General features: G+C 60.6%; 15 protein-coding genes and 1 pseudogene. 10 read left to right on the plus strand and 6 right to left on the minus strand.

Annotated elements, in window-relative coordinates:
* Positions 1-7 precede the first annotated feature (7 nt).
* The 3 genes from ACL9RI_RS04615 to ACL9RI_RS04625 all read left to right on the plus strand — a co-directional run bounded on the left by ACL9RI_RS04615 (position 8) and on the right by ACL9RI_RS04625 (position 3092).
* The gene (locus ACL9RI_RS04615) at positions 8-2032 is read left to right on the plus strand and encodes a bifunctional 2',3'-cyclic-nucleotide 2'-phosphodiesterase/3'-nucleotidase (protein ID WP_422725403.1); all 2025 of its coding nucleotides are present in this window, start codon (positions 8-10) and stop codon (positions 2030-2032) included.
* A gap of 2 nt (positions 2033-2034) precedes the next feature.
* Entirely contained in the window at positions 2035-2511 is a 477-nt protein-coding gene (locus tag ACL9RI_RS04620) for a tetratricopeptide repeat protein (RefSeq protein WP_422725404.1), read from the plus strand.
* A gap of 245 nt (positions 2512-2756) precedes the next feature.
* Positions 2757-3092 carry a hypothetical protein gene (locus ACL9RI_RS04625; RefSeq protein WP_422725405.1) on the plus strand — a complete coding sequence of 112 codons (336 nt, stop codon included), beginning with the start codon at positions 2757-2759 and terminating at the stop codon, positions 3090-3092.
* 59 nt (positions 3093-3151) lie between these two features.
* On the opposite strand, the gene ACL9RI_RS04630 is transcribed toward ACL9RI_RS04625, so the two are convergent.
* From ACL9RI_RS04630 to ACL9RI_RS04640, 3 genes and pseudogenes are all read right to left on the minus strand, one after another.
* A complete protein-coding gene (locus tag ACL9RI_RS04630; RefSeq protein WP_422725406.1) occupies positions 3152-3547 on the minus strand; it encodes a hypothetical protein in 396 nt (131 codons plus the stop codon).
* A 33-nt stretch (positions 3548-3580) separates the two neighbouring features.
* Complete coding sequence (locus ACL9RI_RS04635) at positions 3581-4462, minus strand: hypothetical protein (protein WP_422725407.1); 882 nt, start codon at positions 4460-4462, stop codon at positions 3581-3583.
* A gap of 143 nt (positions 4463-4605) precedes the next feature.
* Positions 4606-5561: pseudogene (locus ACL9RI_RS04640) on the minus strand (IS1595 family transposase).
* 314 nt (positions 5562-5875) lie between these two features.
* On the opposite strand from ACL9RI_RS04640, the gene ACL9RI_RS04645 reads away from it, so the two are divergent.
* From ACL9RI_RS04645 to ACL9RI_RS04675, 7 genes are all read left to right on the plus strand, one after another.
* On the plus strand, positions 5876-7042 hold the full coding sequence (locus ACL9RI_RS04645) for an ABC transporter substrate-binding protein (RefSeq protein WP_422725408.1): 1167 nt from the start codon (positions 5876-5878) through the stop codon (positions 7040-7042).
* A gap of 81 nt (positions 7043-7123) precedes the next feature.
* Positions 7124-8014, plus strand: coding sequence for a branched-chain amino acid ABC transporter permease (locus ACL9RI_RS04650; RefSeq protein ID WP_422725409.1), 891 nt, complete (start codon positions 7124-7126; stop codon positions 8012-8014).
* Positions 8015-8021: 7 nt separating this feature from the next.
* Entirely contained in the window at positions 8022-9965 is a 1944-nt protein-coding gene (locus tag ACL9RI_RS04655) for an ABC transporter permease subunit (RefSeq protein ID WP_422725410.1), read from the plus strand.
* A gap of 10 nt (positions 9966-9975) precedes the next feature.
* Positions 9976-10698 (plus strand): ABC transporter ATP-binding protein, encoded by a 723-nt coding sequence (locus ACL9RI_RS04660; RefSeq protein WP_422725411.1) that lies wholly within the window; start codon positions 9976-9978, stop codon positions 10696-10698.
* A 51-nt stretch (positions 10699-10749) separates the two neighbouring features.
* On the plus strand, positions 10750-11907 hold the full coding sequence (locus ACL9RI_RS04665) for a sensor histidine kinase (RefSeq protein ID WP_422725412.1): 1158 nt from the start codon (positions 10750-10752) through the stop codon (positions 11905-11907).
* An 11-nt stretch (positions 11908-11918) separates the two neighbouring features.
* Positions 11919-12671: a LytR/AlgR family response regulator transcription factor gene (locus tag ACL9RI_RS04670; protein ID WP_422725413.1), complete on the plus strand. Its 753-nt coding sequence runs from the start codon at positions 11919-11921 to the stop codon at positions 12669-12671.
* A 96-nt stretch (positions 12672-12767) separates the two neighbouring features.
* The gene (locus tag ACL9RI_RS04675) at positions 12768-14930 is read left to right on the plus strand and encodes a TonB-dependent receptor plug domain-containing protein (protein WP_422725414.1); all 2163 of its coding nucleotides are present in this window, start codon (positions 12768-12770) and stop codon (positions 14928-14930) included.
* 5 nt (positions 14931-14935) lie between these two features.
* Here ACL9RI_RS04675 and ACL9RI_RS04680 read toward each other — a convergent pair whose 3' ends face one another.
* The 3 genes from ACL9RI_RS04680 to ACL9RI_RS04690 all read right to left on the minus strand — a co-directional run bounded on the left by ACL9RI_RS04680 (position 14936) and on the right by ACL9RI_RS04690 (position 16565).
* A complete protein-coding gene (locus ACL9RI_RS04680; protein WP_422725415.1) occupies positions 14936-15256 on the minus strand; it encodes a DUF2288 domain-containing protein in 321 nt (106 codons plus the stop codon).
* A 170-nt stretch (positions 15257-15426) separates the two neighbouring features.
* Positions 15427-16125, minus strand: coding sequence for an RES family NAD+ phosphorylase (locus ACL9RI_RS04685; protein ID WP_422725416.1), 699 nt, complete (start codon positions 16123-16125; stop codon positions 15427-15429).
* Positions 16126-16127: 2 nt separating this feature from the next.
* Positions 16128-16565: an MbcA/ParS/Xre antitoxin family protein gene (locus tag ACL9RI_RS04690; protein WP_422725417.1), complete on the minus strand. Its 438-nt coding sequence runs from the start codon at positions 16563-16565 to the stop codon at positions 16128-16130.
* Positions 16566-16619 lie beyond the last annotated feature (54 nt).

Raw genomic sequence — 16619 nt, forward strand, 5'->3', positions numbered from 1 at the left:
AACCATCATGCGCCAACTTCCTCGTCTCGCCCTGTTACCGCTGCTGCTGCTGGCCGGCTGCGGCGCCTTGCCGCCCGCCGCTACCGGGTTAGCCAAACCGCAGCCCGGCAGCAGCGCCACCCTGGCGTTGCTGGAGACGACGGACTTGCACGCCAATGTGTTGAGTTATGACTATTACAAGCTGCAGGCCGAACCCTCGATCGGACTGGAACGCACGGCGACCGTGATCGCGCAGGCGCGCAGCGAGTTCCCGAACAATCTCTTGCTCGATAACGGCGACACCATCCAGGGCACGGCGCTGGCCGATTACCAGGCGCTGGTCAAACCGGTGGCGTGCGACCAGACGCTGGCCATCTACAAGGCCATGAATCTGCTGAAGGTTGACGGCGGCGGCATCGGCAACCATGAATTCAACTACGGCCTGGCGTATCTGAGCCAGGTGACGGGCAGCCAGTTCGACGTCGACAGCGTGGATCCAGCCAAGCCGCGCTGCGCCGGCCCCCACTTTCCGCAAGTGCTGGCCAATGTCTATAGCATGAAGAGCGGTAAGCCGCTGTTTGCGCCCTATCACATCATCGACAAGCAGATTACGGCGACCGCCCCCGATGGCAAACCGGTGACGGCCACCATCAAGGTCGGCATCATCGGTTTCACGCCGCCGACCATTTTGTCCTGGGACAAGCGCTGGCTGGAAGGGCGCATCTATACGCAGGGCGTGCGCGAGACAGCCGAAAAATACATCCCCGAGATGCGCGCCAAGGGCGCCGACCTGGTGGTGGCGATTTCGCATGGCGGCCTCGATGACAGCCCGTATTCACCGACCATGGAAAACGGTAATTACTACCTGGCGCAAGTGCCCGGCATCGACGCCATGCTGATCGGCCACTCGCACCAGCTGTTCCCGAACGCCAGCAGCACGGTGCCGCAGTTTAATTTGCCCGGCGTCGACAAGGTAAAAGGCCTGGTTTATGGCGTGCCGACCGTGATGGCCAATTTGTGGGGCAAGCACCTGGGCGTGATCGGCCTGCACCTGCAATATGACGGCAAGCAGTGGATCGTCGACAAGAACCGCACCACGGTGGAAGCGCGCGGCATCCAGAATGCAGATAAAAGCTACGTGGCGCCCGATGCGGCGATTAGCGCGCTGGTGGCCGAGGAACATGCCGCCACGATCCAGTACGTGCAAACGCCGGTGGGCGTGACGGACTTCCGCATGAATACCTATTTTGCCGACGTGGGCGACGTCAGCGCCATCGAGGTGGTGAACCAGGCGCAGGGCGCCTATCTGGCAGCCTATGTCAAGGCCAACCTGCCGCAATACGCCGGCTTGCCGGTGCTGTCGATGTCATCTCCCTTCAAGAGCGGTTCGGCCGGCGTCTCCGATTACACCGACGTCAAGGCGGGCAGCGTGGCCCTCAATAACGCGGCCGACCTGTATCTGTATCCGAACGCCCTGTATGGCGTGAAGATGACTGGCGCGGAATTGACGGCCTGGCTGGAACAGTCGGCGCGCCGCTTCAATACCATCGATCCGAACAAGCCTGAAGCGCAGGAACTGGTCAACGCAGCGCATCCCAGCTATAACTTCGATACGATCAGCAGCGCCGATGTCAGCTACCAGATCGACGTGACGCAGCCGCCCGGCCAGCGCATCAAGGGCTTGACGTACCAGGGCAAGCCGGTGGATGCGAAGCAGGAATTCCTGATCGCGACCAATAACTACCGCGCCAGCGGCGGCGGTAATTTCCCTGGCCTCGATGGCAGCAAGACGGTGGTCGCCTCGCCGGACAACAACCGCGAAATCCTGATCGCCTATGTCAGCAAGGAGAAAAACCTGACGCGCGTGAAAAACGGCGCCGCGCGCAGCTGGCGCTTCGCCAAAGTGGCGACCAAAGGCCCGGTGGTATTCCACTCGGCGCCGGACATGATCGCCCTGGCCAGGGACGCCGGCATCGAGAACGTGACACAACTGAAGGCTGACGATGGCGCAGGCAAGGGCTTTGCGCTGTACCAGGTCGACCTGTCGAAATGATGGTGGCGGCCTGGCTGCTGGCGGCCGCGCTGGCAGCGGGCGAGCCTGCCGCGCAACTGGCGCAAGCGAAGGCCTTGATGCGTGGTACGCCGGTGGAACAGCCACAGGCACGCGCCATGTTTGGCCAGGCGGCCGGGCAGGGCAGCGGCCCGGCCGCCTATTACCTGGGCCTGATGCTCAAGAACGGCATGGGCGGCCCGCAAGACCAGGCTGCGGCCTTGCACTGGCTCAGCCTGGCGGCGCAGCGGCAAGTGGTGCCGGCCATGTTCCTCGTGGCGAACATGCTGCTCGATAGCGATGCAGCGCAGGCCCGTTACTGGCTCGATGCCGCTTGCGAGGCTGAATATCCGGAAGCGCTGTTGCAGAAATCCGTCGCCCTGGGCGAGGGGCGCATGGGCTATGCGCACAATGAGGAGCAGGCCGCCCTGTTCCTGAAAATGGCGGAACATGCGATGGGCCACCGTCAGCCCGAGCCCTGAGTTTTCCTCGCGTTCGGTGAAAAATAATCTTTCATAAAAATTTCCACCCATCAACTTAATAAGTTGATAAAATGAAATTTAACTTGTGGAAGCAATATTTCCTGTATCGCGAGAGAGTCGAAATGTGATGTAGCCTGCGCCTTGATGTGTAGACTGCCGAGCGCTACGGGGACCGTCAAGAAAAGGACAAGGCCATCTATCGATAACCTTGTCTCACTACCTCCTCACCTGCCGAAAGGGGCAACATGGCAATTCGTATCGCATTGAAGCACAAGGAATCCGGCGTCATCAAGGATGGTTTTTACGGTTTTTCGTGGACGACGTTCTTTTTTGGATTTTTCCCAGCCCTGTTCCGTGGCGATTTCATCACCTTTATCGGTGGCTTCGTGATCTCCCTGATCATCGGTTTCATGACACTGGGTTTCGGTTTTCCATTTATCGGTTTTGTGTGGGCCTTCATGTACAACAAGTACTACACGCGCAAGCTGATTGAGCGCGGTTATGTACTGGCCGGCAGCGAAGGCGATAATGCGATGGCCGCTGCAGCGCTTGGCGTCGTGCCACCGGCTGTTCCCGCCTGACGTTATTCAGATAGCTGTTTTGCCAGATCAAAAGCGGACTCCCGACGGAGTCCGCTTTTTTAATTGCCGTTGTGCAAACTGGCGGCCGCCTCGCCGATGGCGAACGGGTCGCGTGACAGGATGGCCGCGCCCAGGTCAACCAGCTTGGCCGCCGTGCCGATGGCCGCCTTGACGTCGGCGATGCGCTTGAGCTTAGCCTTGCCCTTGGCGATGGCGCCCTCGATATCGCTGCGCGCCTGCTCCGCACCTTCGGCGATCAGGCTGATGCCGTAGGCGCGAAACAGGGCCACCATCTGGTCCAGGTGGTTTTCATATTGTTCCAATAAGTCCCGCTCTGCAGGCGCCAGCGAAGTGCGTTGGCGGATGCGCAATTCCAGCACCAGGCTCGATGCCTGCGCCAGGCTGTCGGCAATCGCATAAGCCTGGTCCTTCGTCAATGCAGTCAGTTGGGCCATGCTGTTCTCCTTTTGTAGTAGGACTTACTGGATTTACCAGCGGGCAGGCGCATAAAAGACGGCTTGCTGTTGCAGCGTATCGACGTGTTCGGAAAATTGCGCCAGCTGCTGCTGCAGTTCCGGCGCCTGCAGGCTGTCCAGATTGGCCCGCAAACTGGCGATGCTGGCCTGCAGCGAATCGACGGCGCGCACATAGCTGGCGACGATTTTTTGCCGTTCCTGCAACTGCCGGCTTTCCAGGTAAAGCCGCGTGCGGATGTAGTTGGCGGCCAGCGGTTCGCGCGGCGCGGCGCCATCGACGGCGCTGCGCAGCAGGTGCAGGTCGCGCAGCTCGTCCTGCAAGCCGGCGCGGTAGCTGCGCCGCGCATATTCCTTGAGCGCATTGCTGACGATGGTCAAGGCTTCCTGCTCATCGAGCAGTTCACGCAAGGCCGATTTCTGCAGGCGCTGCGTGGCCAGGCGGCTCAGGTGTTCGCTCAGCTTGACCACTTTGTACAATTTGTCGGCGTCGAGCAGCGGCGCATCGCCGCCCGGCTGCGCCAGTCCTCCCAGCGCATCGCCAAGCGCCTTGAATTCCTGTTTGTGCACGGCTAGCTTGTCGTCCGCCACTGTCGCCAGGGTTTGCGCATAGCGCAGCAAGACATCGTTCAACCTGGCGATCGGGATGCTGGCCTGGGCGATCGGCAGGCAGTCGGCCTGCGCCGCCTGTTCGCTCGCTTGCGCATCGAAACGTTCGCTCATGATCAGCCGCTTGCGCATGGCGTTGTCGGTGCAGCTGTTGAACGTGCCAGCCAGCATGGGGGTAAAACTGGTCGACAGTTTTTGCGTCTGCTCGGCCAAGGTGCGCACGGGTGCCAGGTTCGTGCAGCCGCCCAGGAGCAAGGCGGACAGGAAAAAAATCGACGGACGCTGCATAGGGCCTCCATGCGGTGGGGTGGTTCAGTGGCCTGCGCGCGGGCGCTGGCATTGCCGAACTTAGCATGCCGGGCCGTGGCGGATTTGCGCCAGATCAGTGTCCGGTCGATTGCCCCGTTTGCTTGTCCCGGCACTGTTATTGGCTATGTCACCGTCAAATGTGGGAACTCTCCCAAAGTTGCCTTCAATAATGTTTCAGCAGACAGGATGCGCTTGGCATCGAGTATCCAGCGCCAGCCCAGGTAATTGGGCAGATAACGTGTCGCCACGCCATGAAAAATGCTGAGCCATCCGCGCAAGCGGCTGTGATACGCGTTGACGTTCTGCACGTGGACCGCGCCGCGCACGCGGATGCCGGCCCGCAAGTTGACGGCTTGATGGCTGATGCCCTTTTCCCGGGCAAAGGCGGCATACGCCGCATGACCATCGGTCACCAGCAAAATATCCTTGTCGATCACGGGCGGCAGGCAAGTCAAGAGTTGCTTCTTCGTGATGGCCCCCTTGCCTATGACGAAATCGATGGTTTGCCCCGTCCGGTCGCGCGCGACCAGGCGCTGGAAATGCCGCGTTGGCGGGCGTGACCACCACGCCGGCGTGCCGGACGCCGCAAATGCCGGGCCCCTTTTTCTGATTCCAGCAGATACATTTCGTCGGCCTCGGTGATGCCATGCAGGCAGTGCGGGCGGTCGGTTTTCGCCAGCGATAAAAAACGGTGGCGCCAGCGAAAACTGGTATTGCGATGGATGCCCAGTTGCTGGGCAGCCTTGCGTACGGAATCCGAGTTCAGCAGGCAATTCGCGTAGTCCAGCCACAAGGCTTTGTGACGCAGATGCGCCAGGGGCGTGCCCGTCAGCGCATTGAATGTCTTGCCGCAAGGCACACAGCGATAACGCTGCAGATCGTTGGCGCGGCCGTGCCGGTGCAGATGCCGCGAGTGGCACGCCGGACAACATAGGCGTGCCTGGGCCGTGCGTTCGATCAGCGCGACAGCCGCTCGCTGGCGCGGCGTACCGCTCAACATTACTACGCTGTCCAGGCGCTGGCGCCGGGACAGCATGGCGAACTGCATGATGAACGCCTGCCATTGAACCTGTTGCATGGCCATCTCCCTGTTTGGCTGCTCTGATCAGTCAGACCTCAGCTTTGCAGACAGGTTCCCCTATTTAATGAGGACAGAGCCCTGTTATTCACCACAATGCCAGCGCGTGCCGCGTCAATTTCCCGCATATTTTCCTTACAGAAAACTGACATTTGAATAAGCAATTGGGCTTTTTATGCATGCTGCGCCGCGTCATATGTAGTTGTTGCTGGTGCATGTTTACTAACCTACAATGATTTATCGATGGGGCGGTTATCCAGCGTACGACTATAAAAATAAGTAGGACTAAAAACGTTGTATCACAGGAGATGACAATGAATTTCAAACAGAAGTTGCTTGTGGCAAGTTTGGTTTTGGGTTTCTCGCAGCTCTCGTCGCTTGCTCATGCAGCCGACCCCATCAAGATTGGCGTGTCCGGGCCCTTCACGGGCGGTTCCGCGCCCATGGGCGTGTCGATGCGCGACGGCGTCAAGCTGGCGGTGGCGGAAATCAATGCCAAGGGCGGCGTCATGGGCCGTTCGCTGTTGCTGATCGAACGCGACGACGAAGCCAAGAACGAGCGCGGCGTGCAGATCGCGCAAGAGCTGATCAACAAGGAAAAAGTCGCCGCCACCGTGGGCTACATCAACACTGGCGTGGCGCTCGCTTCGCAGCGCTTTTACCAGGAAGCCAAGATCCCGGTGATCAACAACGTGGCGACGGGCTCCATCATCACCAAGCAATTCGCCGACCAGCCGGAGAATTACATCTTCCGCAACGCCGCCAGCGACCAGATCCAGTCGCACATGATCGTCGAAGAAGCCGTTACGCGCCGTAACTTCAAGAAAGTGGCGATCCTGGCCGATTCCACCAATTATGGCCAGCTGGGCCGCGCCGATCTGGAAAAAGCGCTCGATGCGAAAGGCATCAAGCCGGTCGCCGTCGAAAAATACAATATCAAGGACGTCGACATGACGGCCCAGCTGTTGAAAGCCAAGCAGGCGGGCGCCGAAGTGGTGCTCACCTACGGCATCGGCCCGGAACTGGCGCAGATCGCCAACGGCATGGAAAAACTGGGCTGGAAAGTGCCGCTGATCGGCAGCTGGACCCTGGCCATGGGGAACTTCATCGATAACGCGGGCAAGAACGGCGACGGCACGCGCATGCCGCAAACCTTCATCCAGGACGCCAGCACGCCCAAGCGCAAGGCCTTTATCGACGCCTACGTGGCGGCGTACAAACCATCGGGTGGACGCATGCCGTCGGCCGTGTCTGCAGCCCAGGGCTACGATTCCGTCTACCTGCTGGCCGCCGCCATCAAGCAGGCAGGCGGCACGGATGGTCCGAAAGTGCGCGCTGCGCTGGAAAACCTCAGTGAAAAGGTCGACGGCGCCGTCACCACCTACAACAAGCCATTCAGCAAGACCAACCATGAAGCCATCACGCCGGAGCTGACCGTGTTCGGCGAAGTCAAGGATGGCAAGGTGATCCTCGCCAAGTAAGTCCGGCTAATGCGTATTCATTAGCGCTGAAATGGCCAGCCTTGCTGGCCATTGTCATATCTTCGTCTATCGGGGAATACCATGGAAATCTTCCTGCAGCTTGTCTTCAGCGGCATCGCGCTGGGCATGATCTATGCCGTCATCGCCTTCGGTTACCAGCTGACTTTCGCCACTTCGGGCACCCTCAACTTTGGCCAGGGAGAATCCCTGATGCTGGGCGCGCTGGTGGGCCTGTCCCTGGTGGGCACCATCCACGGCGGTCCGTACATGGGCTATTTGCTGATGATTCCCCTGGTGATTGCCTTTGGCGCCTTGCAGGGCATGTTCGTCGAATGGATAGGCGTGCGGCCCGCGATCAAGATCAAGTCGGAATTCGGCTGGATCATGTCGACCATCGCGCTGGCCATCATCTTTAAAAATGTGGCGGAAAACATCTGGGGCAAGGATGACCTGACCTTTCCTTCGCCGCTGTCGGCCGCACCGTTCACCATCCTGGGCGCCAATGTGCAGCCGATGCAGGTGGCCGTCGTCGTCGGCGCGCTGGCCATCATGCTGGCGGTGGAAATCTTCAACCGCAAATCGATCTATGGCAAGGCGGTGGTCGCCACCGCCAATGACCGCGACGCGGCCGGCCTGATGGGCATCAATACGGGCCGGGTGATCACGTTTTCCTACGCCTTGTCGTCGGCCACGGCCGCTTTCGCCGGCGTGCTGGTGGCGCCCTTGACCCTGACGGGCGCCACCATGGGCGCCTCGCTGGGCTTGAAGGCCTTTGCGGTGGCGATTATCGGCGGCCTGACGTCGGGCGTGGGCGCCATCGTCGGCGGCCTGATTTTGGGCATCGCCGAAACCACTACCGGCTACTACATTTCCACCGGCTACAAGGAAGTACCGGGACTGCTGCTGTTGCTGCTGGTGCTGGCCATCAAGCCGTCCGGCCTGTTCGGCAAAGCCGCGATCAAGAAAGTCTGAGGCATCGATGAACAAGAAAATCACCATGCTGGTCCTGAGCGCGGCGGGACTGGCCGCGCTGGTGCTCTATCCGATTCTTATCCCGAATCCGTATTACATCCACCTGGCCGAAACCATCCTGATCTACGCCATCCTGCTGTTCGGCCTCGATATCGTGGTCGGCTACACGGGGCAGGTGTCGCTGGGCCACGCTGGCCTGTTCGGCGTCGGTTCCTACGCCACCGGCGTGCTGGTATTCAAGCTGGGCTTGCCGTTCTGGCTGGCCATTCCCGCCAGTATTGCGGGCGCGGCGCTGTTCGGCGCCATCCTGGCCTTGCCGGCCCTGCGCGTGACGGGCCCGTACCTGGCGATGGTGACCCTGGCCTTCGGCACCATCGTGCAAATCCTGATCAACGAGATGACCTTTTTGACGGAAGGGCCGATGGGCATCAAGATCCACAAGCCCGAGCTGTTTGGTCACAAGCTTTCCGAAGTCGAGTACTACTATATGGTGGCCGCGCTGATGGTGATCTCCTTGGTGATCGTGCACCGTATCCTGAAATCGAACCTGGGGCGTGCCTTCGAAGCGCTGCGCGACAGCCCGATCGCCTCCGACTGCATGGGCGTGTCCGTGTACCGCTACAAGGTGTATGCGTTTGTCATCAGTGCCGGTTTCGCGGGCCTGGCGGGCAGCCTGTACGCCTACTCGGAAGAGTATATCTCGCCCAATACCTACAACTTCGAGCTGACGATACTGTTCCTGCTGGCCGTCATCATGGGTGGCCGCAAGACGCGTTCGGGCGCCTTGATCGGCGCGCTGATCGTGGTCATGCTACCGAGCCTGCTGGCCGATATCGAGCTGTTCCGCCAGATCGCCGTGGCCGCCGCCATACTCGGGGTGATCGGTTCTGCCTACATGCTGGCGAAAAAGCGTTCTACCGTGCGTGGCGTGATCGTGCCGCTGGCCGCCACCATCGGCCTGGCCGCGTTTTCCTACAAACTCGATAATATGGTCGATTGGCGCCTGACCATCTTCGGCCTGATGACTTTATTCGTCGTCTACTATCTGCAGGACGGCATCGTGGGATTTTTAATGAGCTTTGTCGGCAAGGGCCGTGGCCATGTGGCGGCCGTGGCGGCCAGTGGCGTGGCGCCGTTCCAGCACGCGCAGGGCGGCCAGCAGGGGGCGGCCTTGCTGAAAGTCGAGCAGGCGCTGATGCAGTTCGGCGGCTTGAAGGCCCTGAACCTGGTGGACCTGAATGTCACGCAAGGCTCCGTACATGGCTTGATCGGGCCGAATGGTTCGGGCAAGAGCACCATGATGAACGTGCTGACGGGGATTTACAAACCGACGGCTGGCAAGGTGGAATTTGCCGGCGTGGTGATTTCCGGCCGCACGCCATCCGAGATCGCGCTGGGCGGCGTGGCGCGCACTTTCCAGAATGTGCAGCTGTTCGGTGAAATGACGGCCACTGAAAATGTGCTGGTGGGCTTGCACAATACCTTCGAGTCGAATGTGCTGGACGTGATGCTGCACACGCCGCGCTACCGGCGCGAAGAAGCGGCGGCGCGCGCGCGGGCCGCCAGCATCCTGGAATTCGTGGGCCTGGCCGGCCTGGCCAATGAAGAAGCGCGCAATCTCCCGTATGGCAAGCAACGGCTGCTGGAAATCGGCCGCGCGCTGGGCCTGAATCCCCGTTTGCTGCTGCTCGATGAACCGGCTGCCGGCCTGACGGCGCCCGACATCAAGGAGCTGATGGCGATCATCCGCAAGATCCGCGAGCATGGCATCACCATCATCCTGATCGAGCACCATATGGACGTGGTGATGGCCTTGTCCGACGTGGTGACGGTGCTGGACTTTGGCCAGAAGATCGCCGAGGGCGCGCCTGCTGCCGTGCAAGGCGACCCTAAAGTGATCGAAGCTTATCTGGGCGGCAGCGCCGAAACCCTGGCCCCTGTGGCGCATTGAGAGGAACATCATGCTGACCATCTCTAATCTGCATGCGGGCTACGGCAAGGTCGAAGTCCTGCACGGCATTTCGCTCGATGTCCCCAAAGGCAAGCTGGTGACCCTGATCGGCTCGAATGGCGCCGGCAAGACCACCACCATGCGCGCCATTTCCGGCATGCTGAAACCCAAATCGGGCAAGGTCATGCTCGGCGGCGAGGACGTGACCGGCCTCGATTCGCACCGCATCGCGCGCGCTGGCCTGGCCCATTCGCCGGAAGGGCGGCGCGTCTTCGCCTCGATGTCGGTGACGGACAACCTGCTGCTGGGCGCCTTCCCCCGTTTTACGCGGGCGCGGCCCAAGGGCGATATCCGGGGCGACCTGGACAAGGCCATGGAGCTGTTCCCCAGGTTGAAGGAGCGGCGCGACCAACTGGCCGGCACCTTGTCGGGAGGCGAACAGCAGATGCTGGCCATGGCCCGCGCCGTGATGCTGAACCCGGAAGTGATCTTACTGGACGAACCGTCGATGGGCCTGGCGCCGATTTTGGTCGAAGAAGTCTTCCGCATCATCACGCGCCTGAAAGCCGAGGGCGTGACCATGCTGCTGGTGGAGCAATTCGCCGCCGCCGCCCTGAACGTGGCCGATTATGGCTACGTGCTGGAAAACGGCAGCATCTCCGTGCATGGCCCGGCCGAGAGTTTGAAGACCGATCCGAAGGTGATTGCGGCGTATCTGGGAGGAGGGCACTAAGGTTTCTATTTCGCGTGTGACGAAACCCCGCTGTGCAGGGATGATTTGCCGGTGGCCGGCGTCATCGCGCTGCTATACTCGCCGCGCATGAAGACTCCCGCCGCGCCATCGACTCCATCCTGCACAGCCATCGCTACGACCATCGTCTGCCATACGGCTGTCTGGACCCTGATCTGTGGCGTCGGTGCGCTCGGTTCTTACCGCGATTATGCAGGCGCGGCCACGCATGGCTATGGCCATTTCCTGCTGCGCTGGCTGCTGTATCACGTACCGATGATTATGCTGGGCAGCGGCCTGTCGCTAGCCTTGAATCGCTGGCCAGCGCTGTTTGACAGCGCCAGGCGCAGTGCTTTGGTCTATGTGGCGCTGCTGCTGTTTTTCCTGCCACTTGAATGGCTGTATGTGGCCTTCTGCGATGTGGTATTGCGTGGCGCGGGGGTAAGCCTGGAGGTTGTCGGCTCAGCTTTCATGGCGCTACAGATGTTTAACCGCTTTACGGAATTTGCCTGGATGAGTGGCACGCTGCTGGCGATGGCGGCGATAGGCAACTGGCGTCTTGCGCGGGAGCGCGAAGCAGGCTGGCGGCGCGCGCAAAGCGCTAACCTGGCCTTGCAACTGGCGCTGGAACAGCAGCGCATGCTGGCGCTGCGCGCGCAACTGGAACCGCACTTTATCTTTAACGCCCTGAATGCGATCAGCGCGCTGGTACGCACGGGCGATGGTCCGCTGGCGTTGTCGGGCATTGCGCGTTTGAGCGACTTGCTGCGTTATGCGCTGGCGGCCGGTGCGCGTGAGATGGTAACGATCGGTGAAGAACTGCAGTTCGTGCACGATTATCTGTCCCTGCAAAAGCTGCGCTACGGTGAACGGCTGCGGTTCACCATCGAGGGGGACTGCGAGACGGTCCGGCATGGCGATTGCCCGCCGCTGTTGCTGCAACCCTTGATCGAGAACGCGTTGCGCCATGATCTTGACAGCCATGATGGCGAGGGCGATATCCGCTTGTCGTTTGAAGTACTTGGAAATGATGTGCTGATCAGGGTGTCGAACCCTGTGCAGCCGCACGCTACGCCCAATCCCGGCGCGGGACTGGGGCTGCAAAATACACGCGAACGGTTGCAGTCGTCCAGCAAGCAGGCCAGCCTGCAGACGCAGCGTGCAAATGGCCGCTTCCTGGTTGAAATCCGTATGCCGCTGCAGGCGGCGTGATGAGTATAACGATGATTAGCGCTCTGATCGTCGATGACGAAGCACCGAGTCGCACGAATTTGCGCTATGCGCTGGCCGCACATGTCCAATGGCGTGTTGTCGCCGAATGCGCCAGCGCCGCTGCCGCCCGGACCGCACTGGCTGCGCAAGCAGTCGATGTGATCTTCCTCGATATACAAATGCCGCAGGAATCGGGCCTGGCGCTGGCACGCAGCCTGAGTGAGCTGGCCGAGCCGCCGCTGATCATCTTTGTGACGGCATATAGTGAACATGCGGTGGCCGCGTTTGAAGTGCATGCCCTCGATTATTTGCTCAAACCGCTGGACGATGTCCGCCTGGCGCAAGCGGTGGAGCGGGCTGCGGCCATGCTGGCGCTGGCACAGCGTGGTCCTTATGCGAACGCCTTGCGTGCTTATCTGGCCCCCGCAAAGTCGCCCTATCTGTTCCATCTGAGTGTGCGTTCCGTCGGCCGTATCGAGCGTATCGCCGTTGATGAAATATTATGGCTGGAATCGGCCGGTAACTATGTACAACTGCATATGGCAGGGCGTACCATCTTGCATCGCGTGACACTGAATAAACTGGAAACGTATCTCGATACGGCGCAGTTTTTAAGGGTGCATAGGCGTGCCCTCGTGCGCCTGAACCAGGTGTCCAGCCTGGCCGTGACGGGTGATGGCACGTATGTCCTCAGTTTGCTTTGTGGCGCGCAGGTGCCGGTCAGCGAGCGTTATCTGGATGCTGTGCGTCGGACCATGGTCTAGCCGTCACGGCGATACGGTGATTCATCACATGCCAGGCGACGGCAGCCTTTGTTTTGGCAATACTGCAGTTCCCACCATTACTTGAATCAGCATTCCATGCCATCGAAAAGCAGCCGCAGTATTTCCCCTTTTATTCTGTTATACCTGACCGCCACCGCCAGTCACGCGCAGGACAATACCGTCAGCCAGGATAAGCAGACCATGGCCCGCGTGGAAGTGTCCGGCGCCAGCGGCGTGCAGCAGCGGCGCGACGATACGGCTGCGAAAATCGTCATCAGCCGCGACGATATTGCACAGTATGGCGAGAATAACCTGGCGGCTGTGCTCAAGCGGCAGCCGGGTGTGTCCGTGGTCGGCAATGAAGTGCGCATGCGCGGCCTGGGTGCCGGCTACACGCAAATCCTGATCAATGGCGATCCGGCGCCGCCCGGTTTTTCCATCGAGTCGATCGCCCCCGAAATGATAGAGCGCGTCGAGATTTTGCGCAGTGCGACGGCGGAATACAGTACCCAGGCGATCGCCGGCAGCATCAACCTGATTTTGCGCAAGGGCGCTAGCCGCACGCAGCGCGAAGCCAGGCTGGGGGCGGGCCAGGTGGCCGGTCGCTGGAATCCATCGGCATCGCTGCGCATGGAAGACAAACTGCAGGGTTTTTCCTATTCTTTGACCGGGGCGCTGGACCGTAGCACCGACGATGTATTCCACGGCAGTACGCAAGACAGCGTTTATGCTCCTGCTGGCGAGGCTTTGGCGCTGCGCCGCACGCGCAATGACAGCCGCTCGTCCATCAACAAGGCCAGCCTGACGCCGCGTTTGAACTGGGTGCTGGACAATGGCGATACGTTGACCTGGCAAAGCCTGCTGGACTGGTACCGCACGGGTTTCGATGGCACGGCGCGCGAAACAAGCTTGCTGGGTCCCTCCACCAGCTATCCCCATAATGACGCCAACTCGCAGGCGAGCATATTTTCAGTTCGCAGCGATGTGAACTGGGTGCATTCCTTCGGTGCGGCTGGCAAGCTGACGGCCAGGTTGGGCGTCAACCACAACCGGCGCGATACCGACTACGCTTTTGATGGCGACGCCATCGATGGCACGCCTTTGCTGCTGCGCCGCGTGGTTTCGTGGGCTGTAGACGATAGCTATAACAGCAGCGGCAAATACCTGGCCCGCCTCGGTGGTGGCCATGCCTTGAGCACCGGTTGGGATGGCAGCCTGATACGCCGCAGCGAAGCGCGCGGCCAGCGCGACATGTTTCCAGCTGGCGGCGCACCGTATGCGCTCGATGAAGACTACACGGCCGATGTGCAGCGCCTGGCCCTGTTTGCCCAGGATGAATGGGAAATGACGCCACGGCTGCAAATGTATGCGGGCGTGCGCTGGGAAGGGCTGCGTACGGCCACCGAAGGGCGCACGTTGAGCCGGGTGCAAACGCGTTCCAGTGTATGGAGTCCGGTACTGCAAATGCTGTGGAAGCTGCCCGACCAGGAGCGTGACCAGCTGCGTCTGGCCCTGGCGCGCACTTATAAGGCGCCCAGCACGCGCAGCCTGGTGCCGCGCCGCTACACCATCAATAACGGTAACAGCGCCAATAATCCCGACTTCCAGGGCAATCCCGATCTGCGCCCGGAACTGGCCTGGGGGCTGGATGCGGCTTATGAAAGTTACTTTGGCAAGAGCGGCGTAGCCAGCGTGTCGGCGTTTGTGCGGCGTATCAGCGACGTGACCGTGCAGCGGCTGTACGAACAGGATGGCATCTGGATCACCAGCCCGTTCAACAATGGCATCGCCAACGTGCATGGCATCGAGGCCGATCTGAAATTCCCCTTGCGGACCTGGCTGGCCGGCGCCCCCGATATCGACTTGCGCGCCAACGCAGCACGCAACTGGTCGCGGGTAGATGCCGTGCCGGGGCCGAACAATCGCCTGGCCAGTCAGGTGCCGCTGACGCTTAATCTGGGCTTCGATTATCGGCTGTCAGCCGTCATCAGCATGGGTAGCAACTTCAATCTGCAGACTGGTGGTTTGGCGCGTCTCGATGCGTATTCCAGCAGCTACGCGGGTGTCAAGCGCAACGTCGACGCCTATGCCTTGTGGCAGCCGGAAGCGAAGATGCGGGTGCGCCTGTCGCTGGCCAATCTGCTGCACCAGCCGCAGGTGCAGGGTCTATCGTACGCCGATGCCGATGGTTCCAGCAGCAGCGTGACGAGCACACCCGGCCATGCGACGGTACGTTTGATGCTGGAGCGCAGTCTATGATGTGCTTAATGCTTGGTGGGTTTGTCCTGTTGAACCAGGATAAACGGGCTGACAACTACCGCCCATAGCGATGCATCGCCTGTATGCCATTCCAGCGCCTGCTGGTCCGACACTTTGGCCACTTTGCCGTCGCCCATCCATTGCGCGATGCTGGCCTTGTCGTCGTGCGAGATGCGCACGGCTACTTCCACCAGGTCCAGTTCATTGGCGACCCAGACCACATTGCCTTGGGCGTAGTGTTTTTCCAGTTCGCGCCACGGCAGGCGGGCCGTTTCGCTGTTGACTTTGAGGCGGAGGTCGGTATCTTTTTCAGGGTTGGTTTGCATGCGAGTTCAGGATTGATAAGTCGGATAATGACGCCCTTGGCTTGATATGATGATCACCCCGCAAGCAAATTCTGGGGTCGGACCCGCCGGGTCCGACCCCGGTACTTTCGCTGTTGGGGGTAAAACTGGACAACGCTAAGGGCATGAAAGTCAACTGCCGGGCCGCGTATTTACATGATTTCAACACGCGGCGTCGGCTTACCCTGCCATGTTAAACGATAGGCCGCGCCTTTGCGAACATTGCCGACCAGGGCAGGGCGGAAACAAGCCAGGTTGGTGCCGCCCGCGCGCCTGGCGCTGGGGAAGATCACGCCCAGCGAACCTGCGTCGAGCAATACGGCCGCCAGGTCTTGCGAGGCGATATAGCTGGCCGGGTCCAGGCAAGCCTGGTAGCGCTCCTGGCCGCGCAGATCGTGGAAACTGGCGGAAAAATCGGCCAGCAGCGACTGGTAGCTGACGCTGTCGTCAAAATAGTCGATTTCCTGGTATTCCACGGTCTTGTGGAAAATGATCTCGGCCAGCGCCGTTTCCATCTCGAACGCGCAATACCAGGCGCCCCGCTCGCCATCGTTGAAACGCGCGCCTTCCGGCCGGGCATAGGTGTAGGCGGCATTGATGATGCGGAAGTGGGGCACGCCAAAAACCAGCTCGTCCACGCCAATTCCTGGCGCGCCGCCGTATTCCGCCACCAGCCGCGCATTGGTGGCGTTATCGAGTTCAAACAGTTCGCGCAAATGATCGTCGTCTTCTGCCAGCGGCGCCAGCACGGAGTCTTCCATCTCGGCAAAGCGCGATGGAATCAGGCGGCAGGTATCGATCTGGCGCAGGGCGGCCAGGGGCGGCAGGTGTTCCTTGAAAGAGGGCGGCAAGATCACAGCCCTCCGCGCCGCGCATCGAGCAGCTTGCGCACGGTTTGCATGGCCAGCAAGCCGCCGGCCAGCATTTGCGACAGGGGCGTGCGTCCGCCAAAGATGGGGTTTTTGTTGGGCAAGCTGACCCATTCATCGGCCAGTTTGTCGCCGTACAGGATATGCAGCGCTTTATAAATGCCCAGCAGATAGGAAATGCGCGTGATGCGGTCCACTTCCAGCAAGCGGTCCGGATTCTTTTTCCACTCGTAATAAGCGCTGCTCGACAAACCGCCCAGCAACTCGCGCGCATCGTCGTCGCGCAGCTTCCAGGCAGCGGCCAATTTGAAAAAACCTTTCAGCGCCGCCAGCGACAAACGCGCGCGCTCGTCCTTGGCGTTCAGGTCGACGAGGACAGCCGGCTCAAAACGGCTCTTGGGGTAGGCGTAGGCGAGATGCATGATGGCTCCTTTTATGGATTTATATTACTCCTTTTTTGGAGTGGCTGCATCTGG

Source organism: Janthinobacterium sp. Mn2066 (assembly GCF_049319705.1).
In the GTDB taxonomy this organism is placed as follows: Bacteria; Pseudomonadota; Gammaproteobacteria; order Burkholderiales; family Burkholderiaceae_D; genus Janthinobacterium.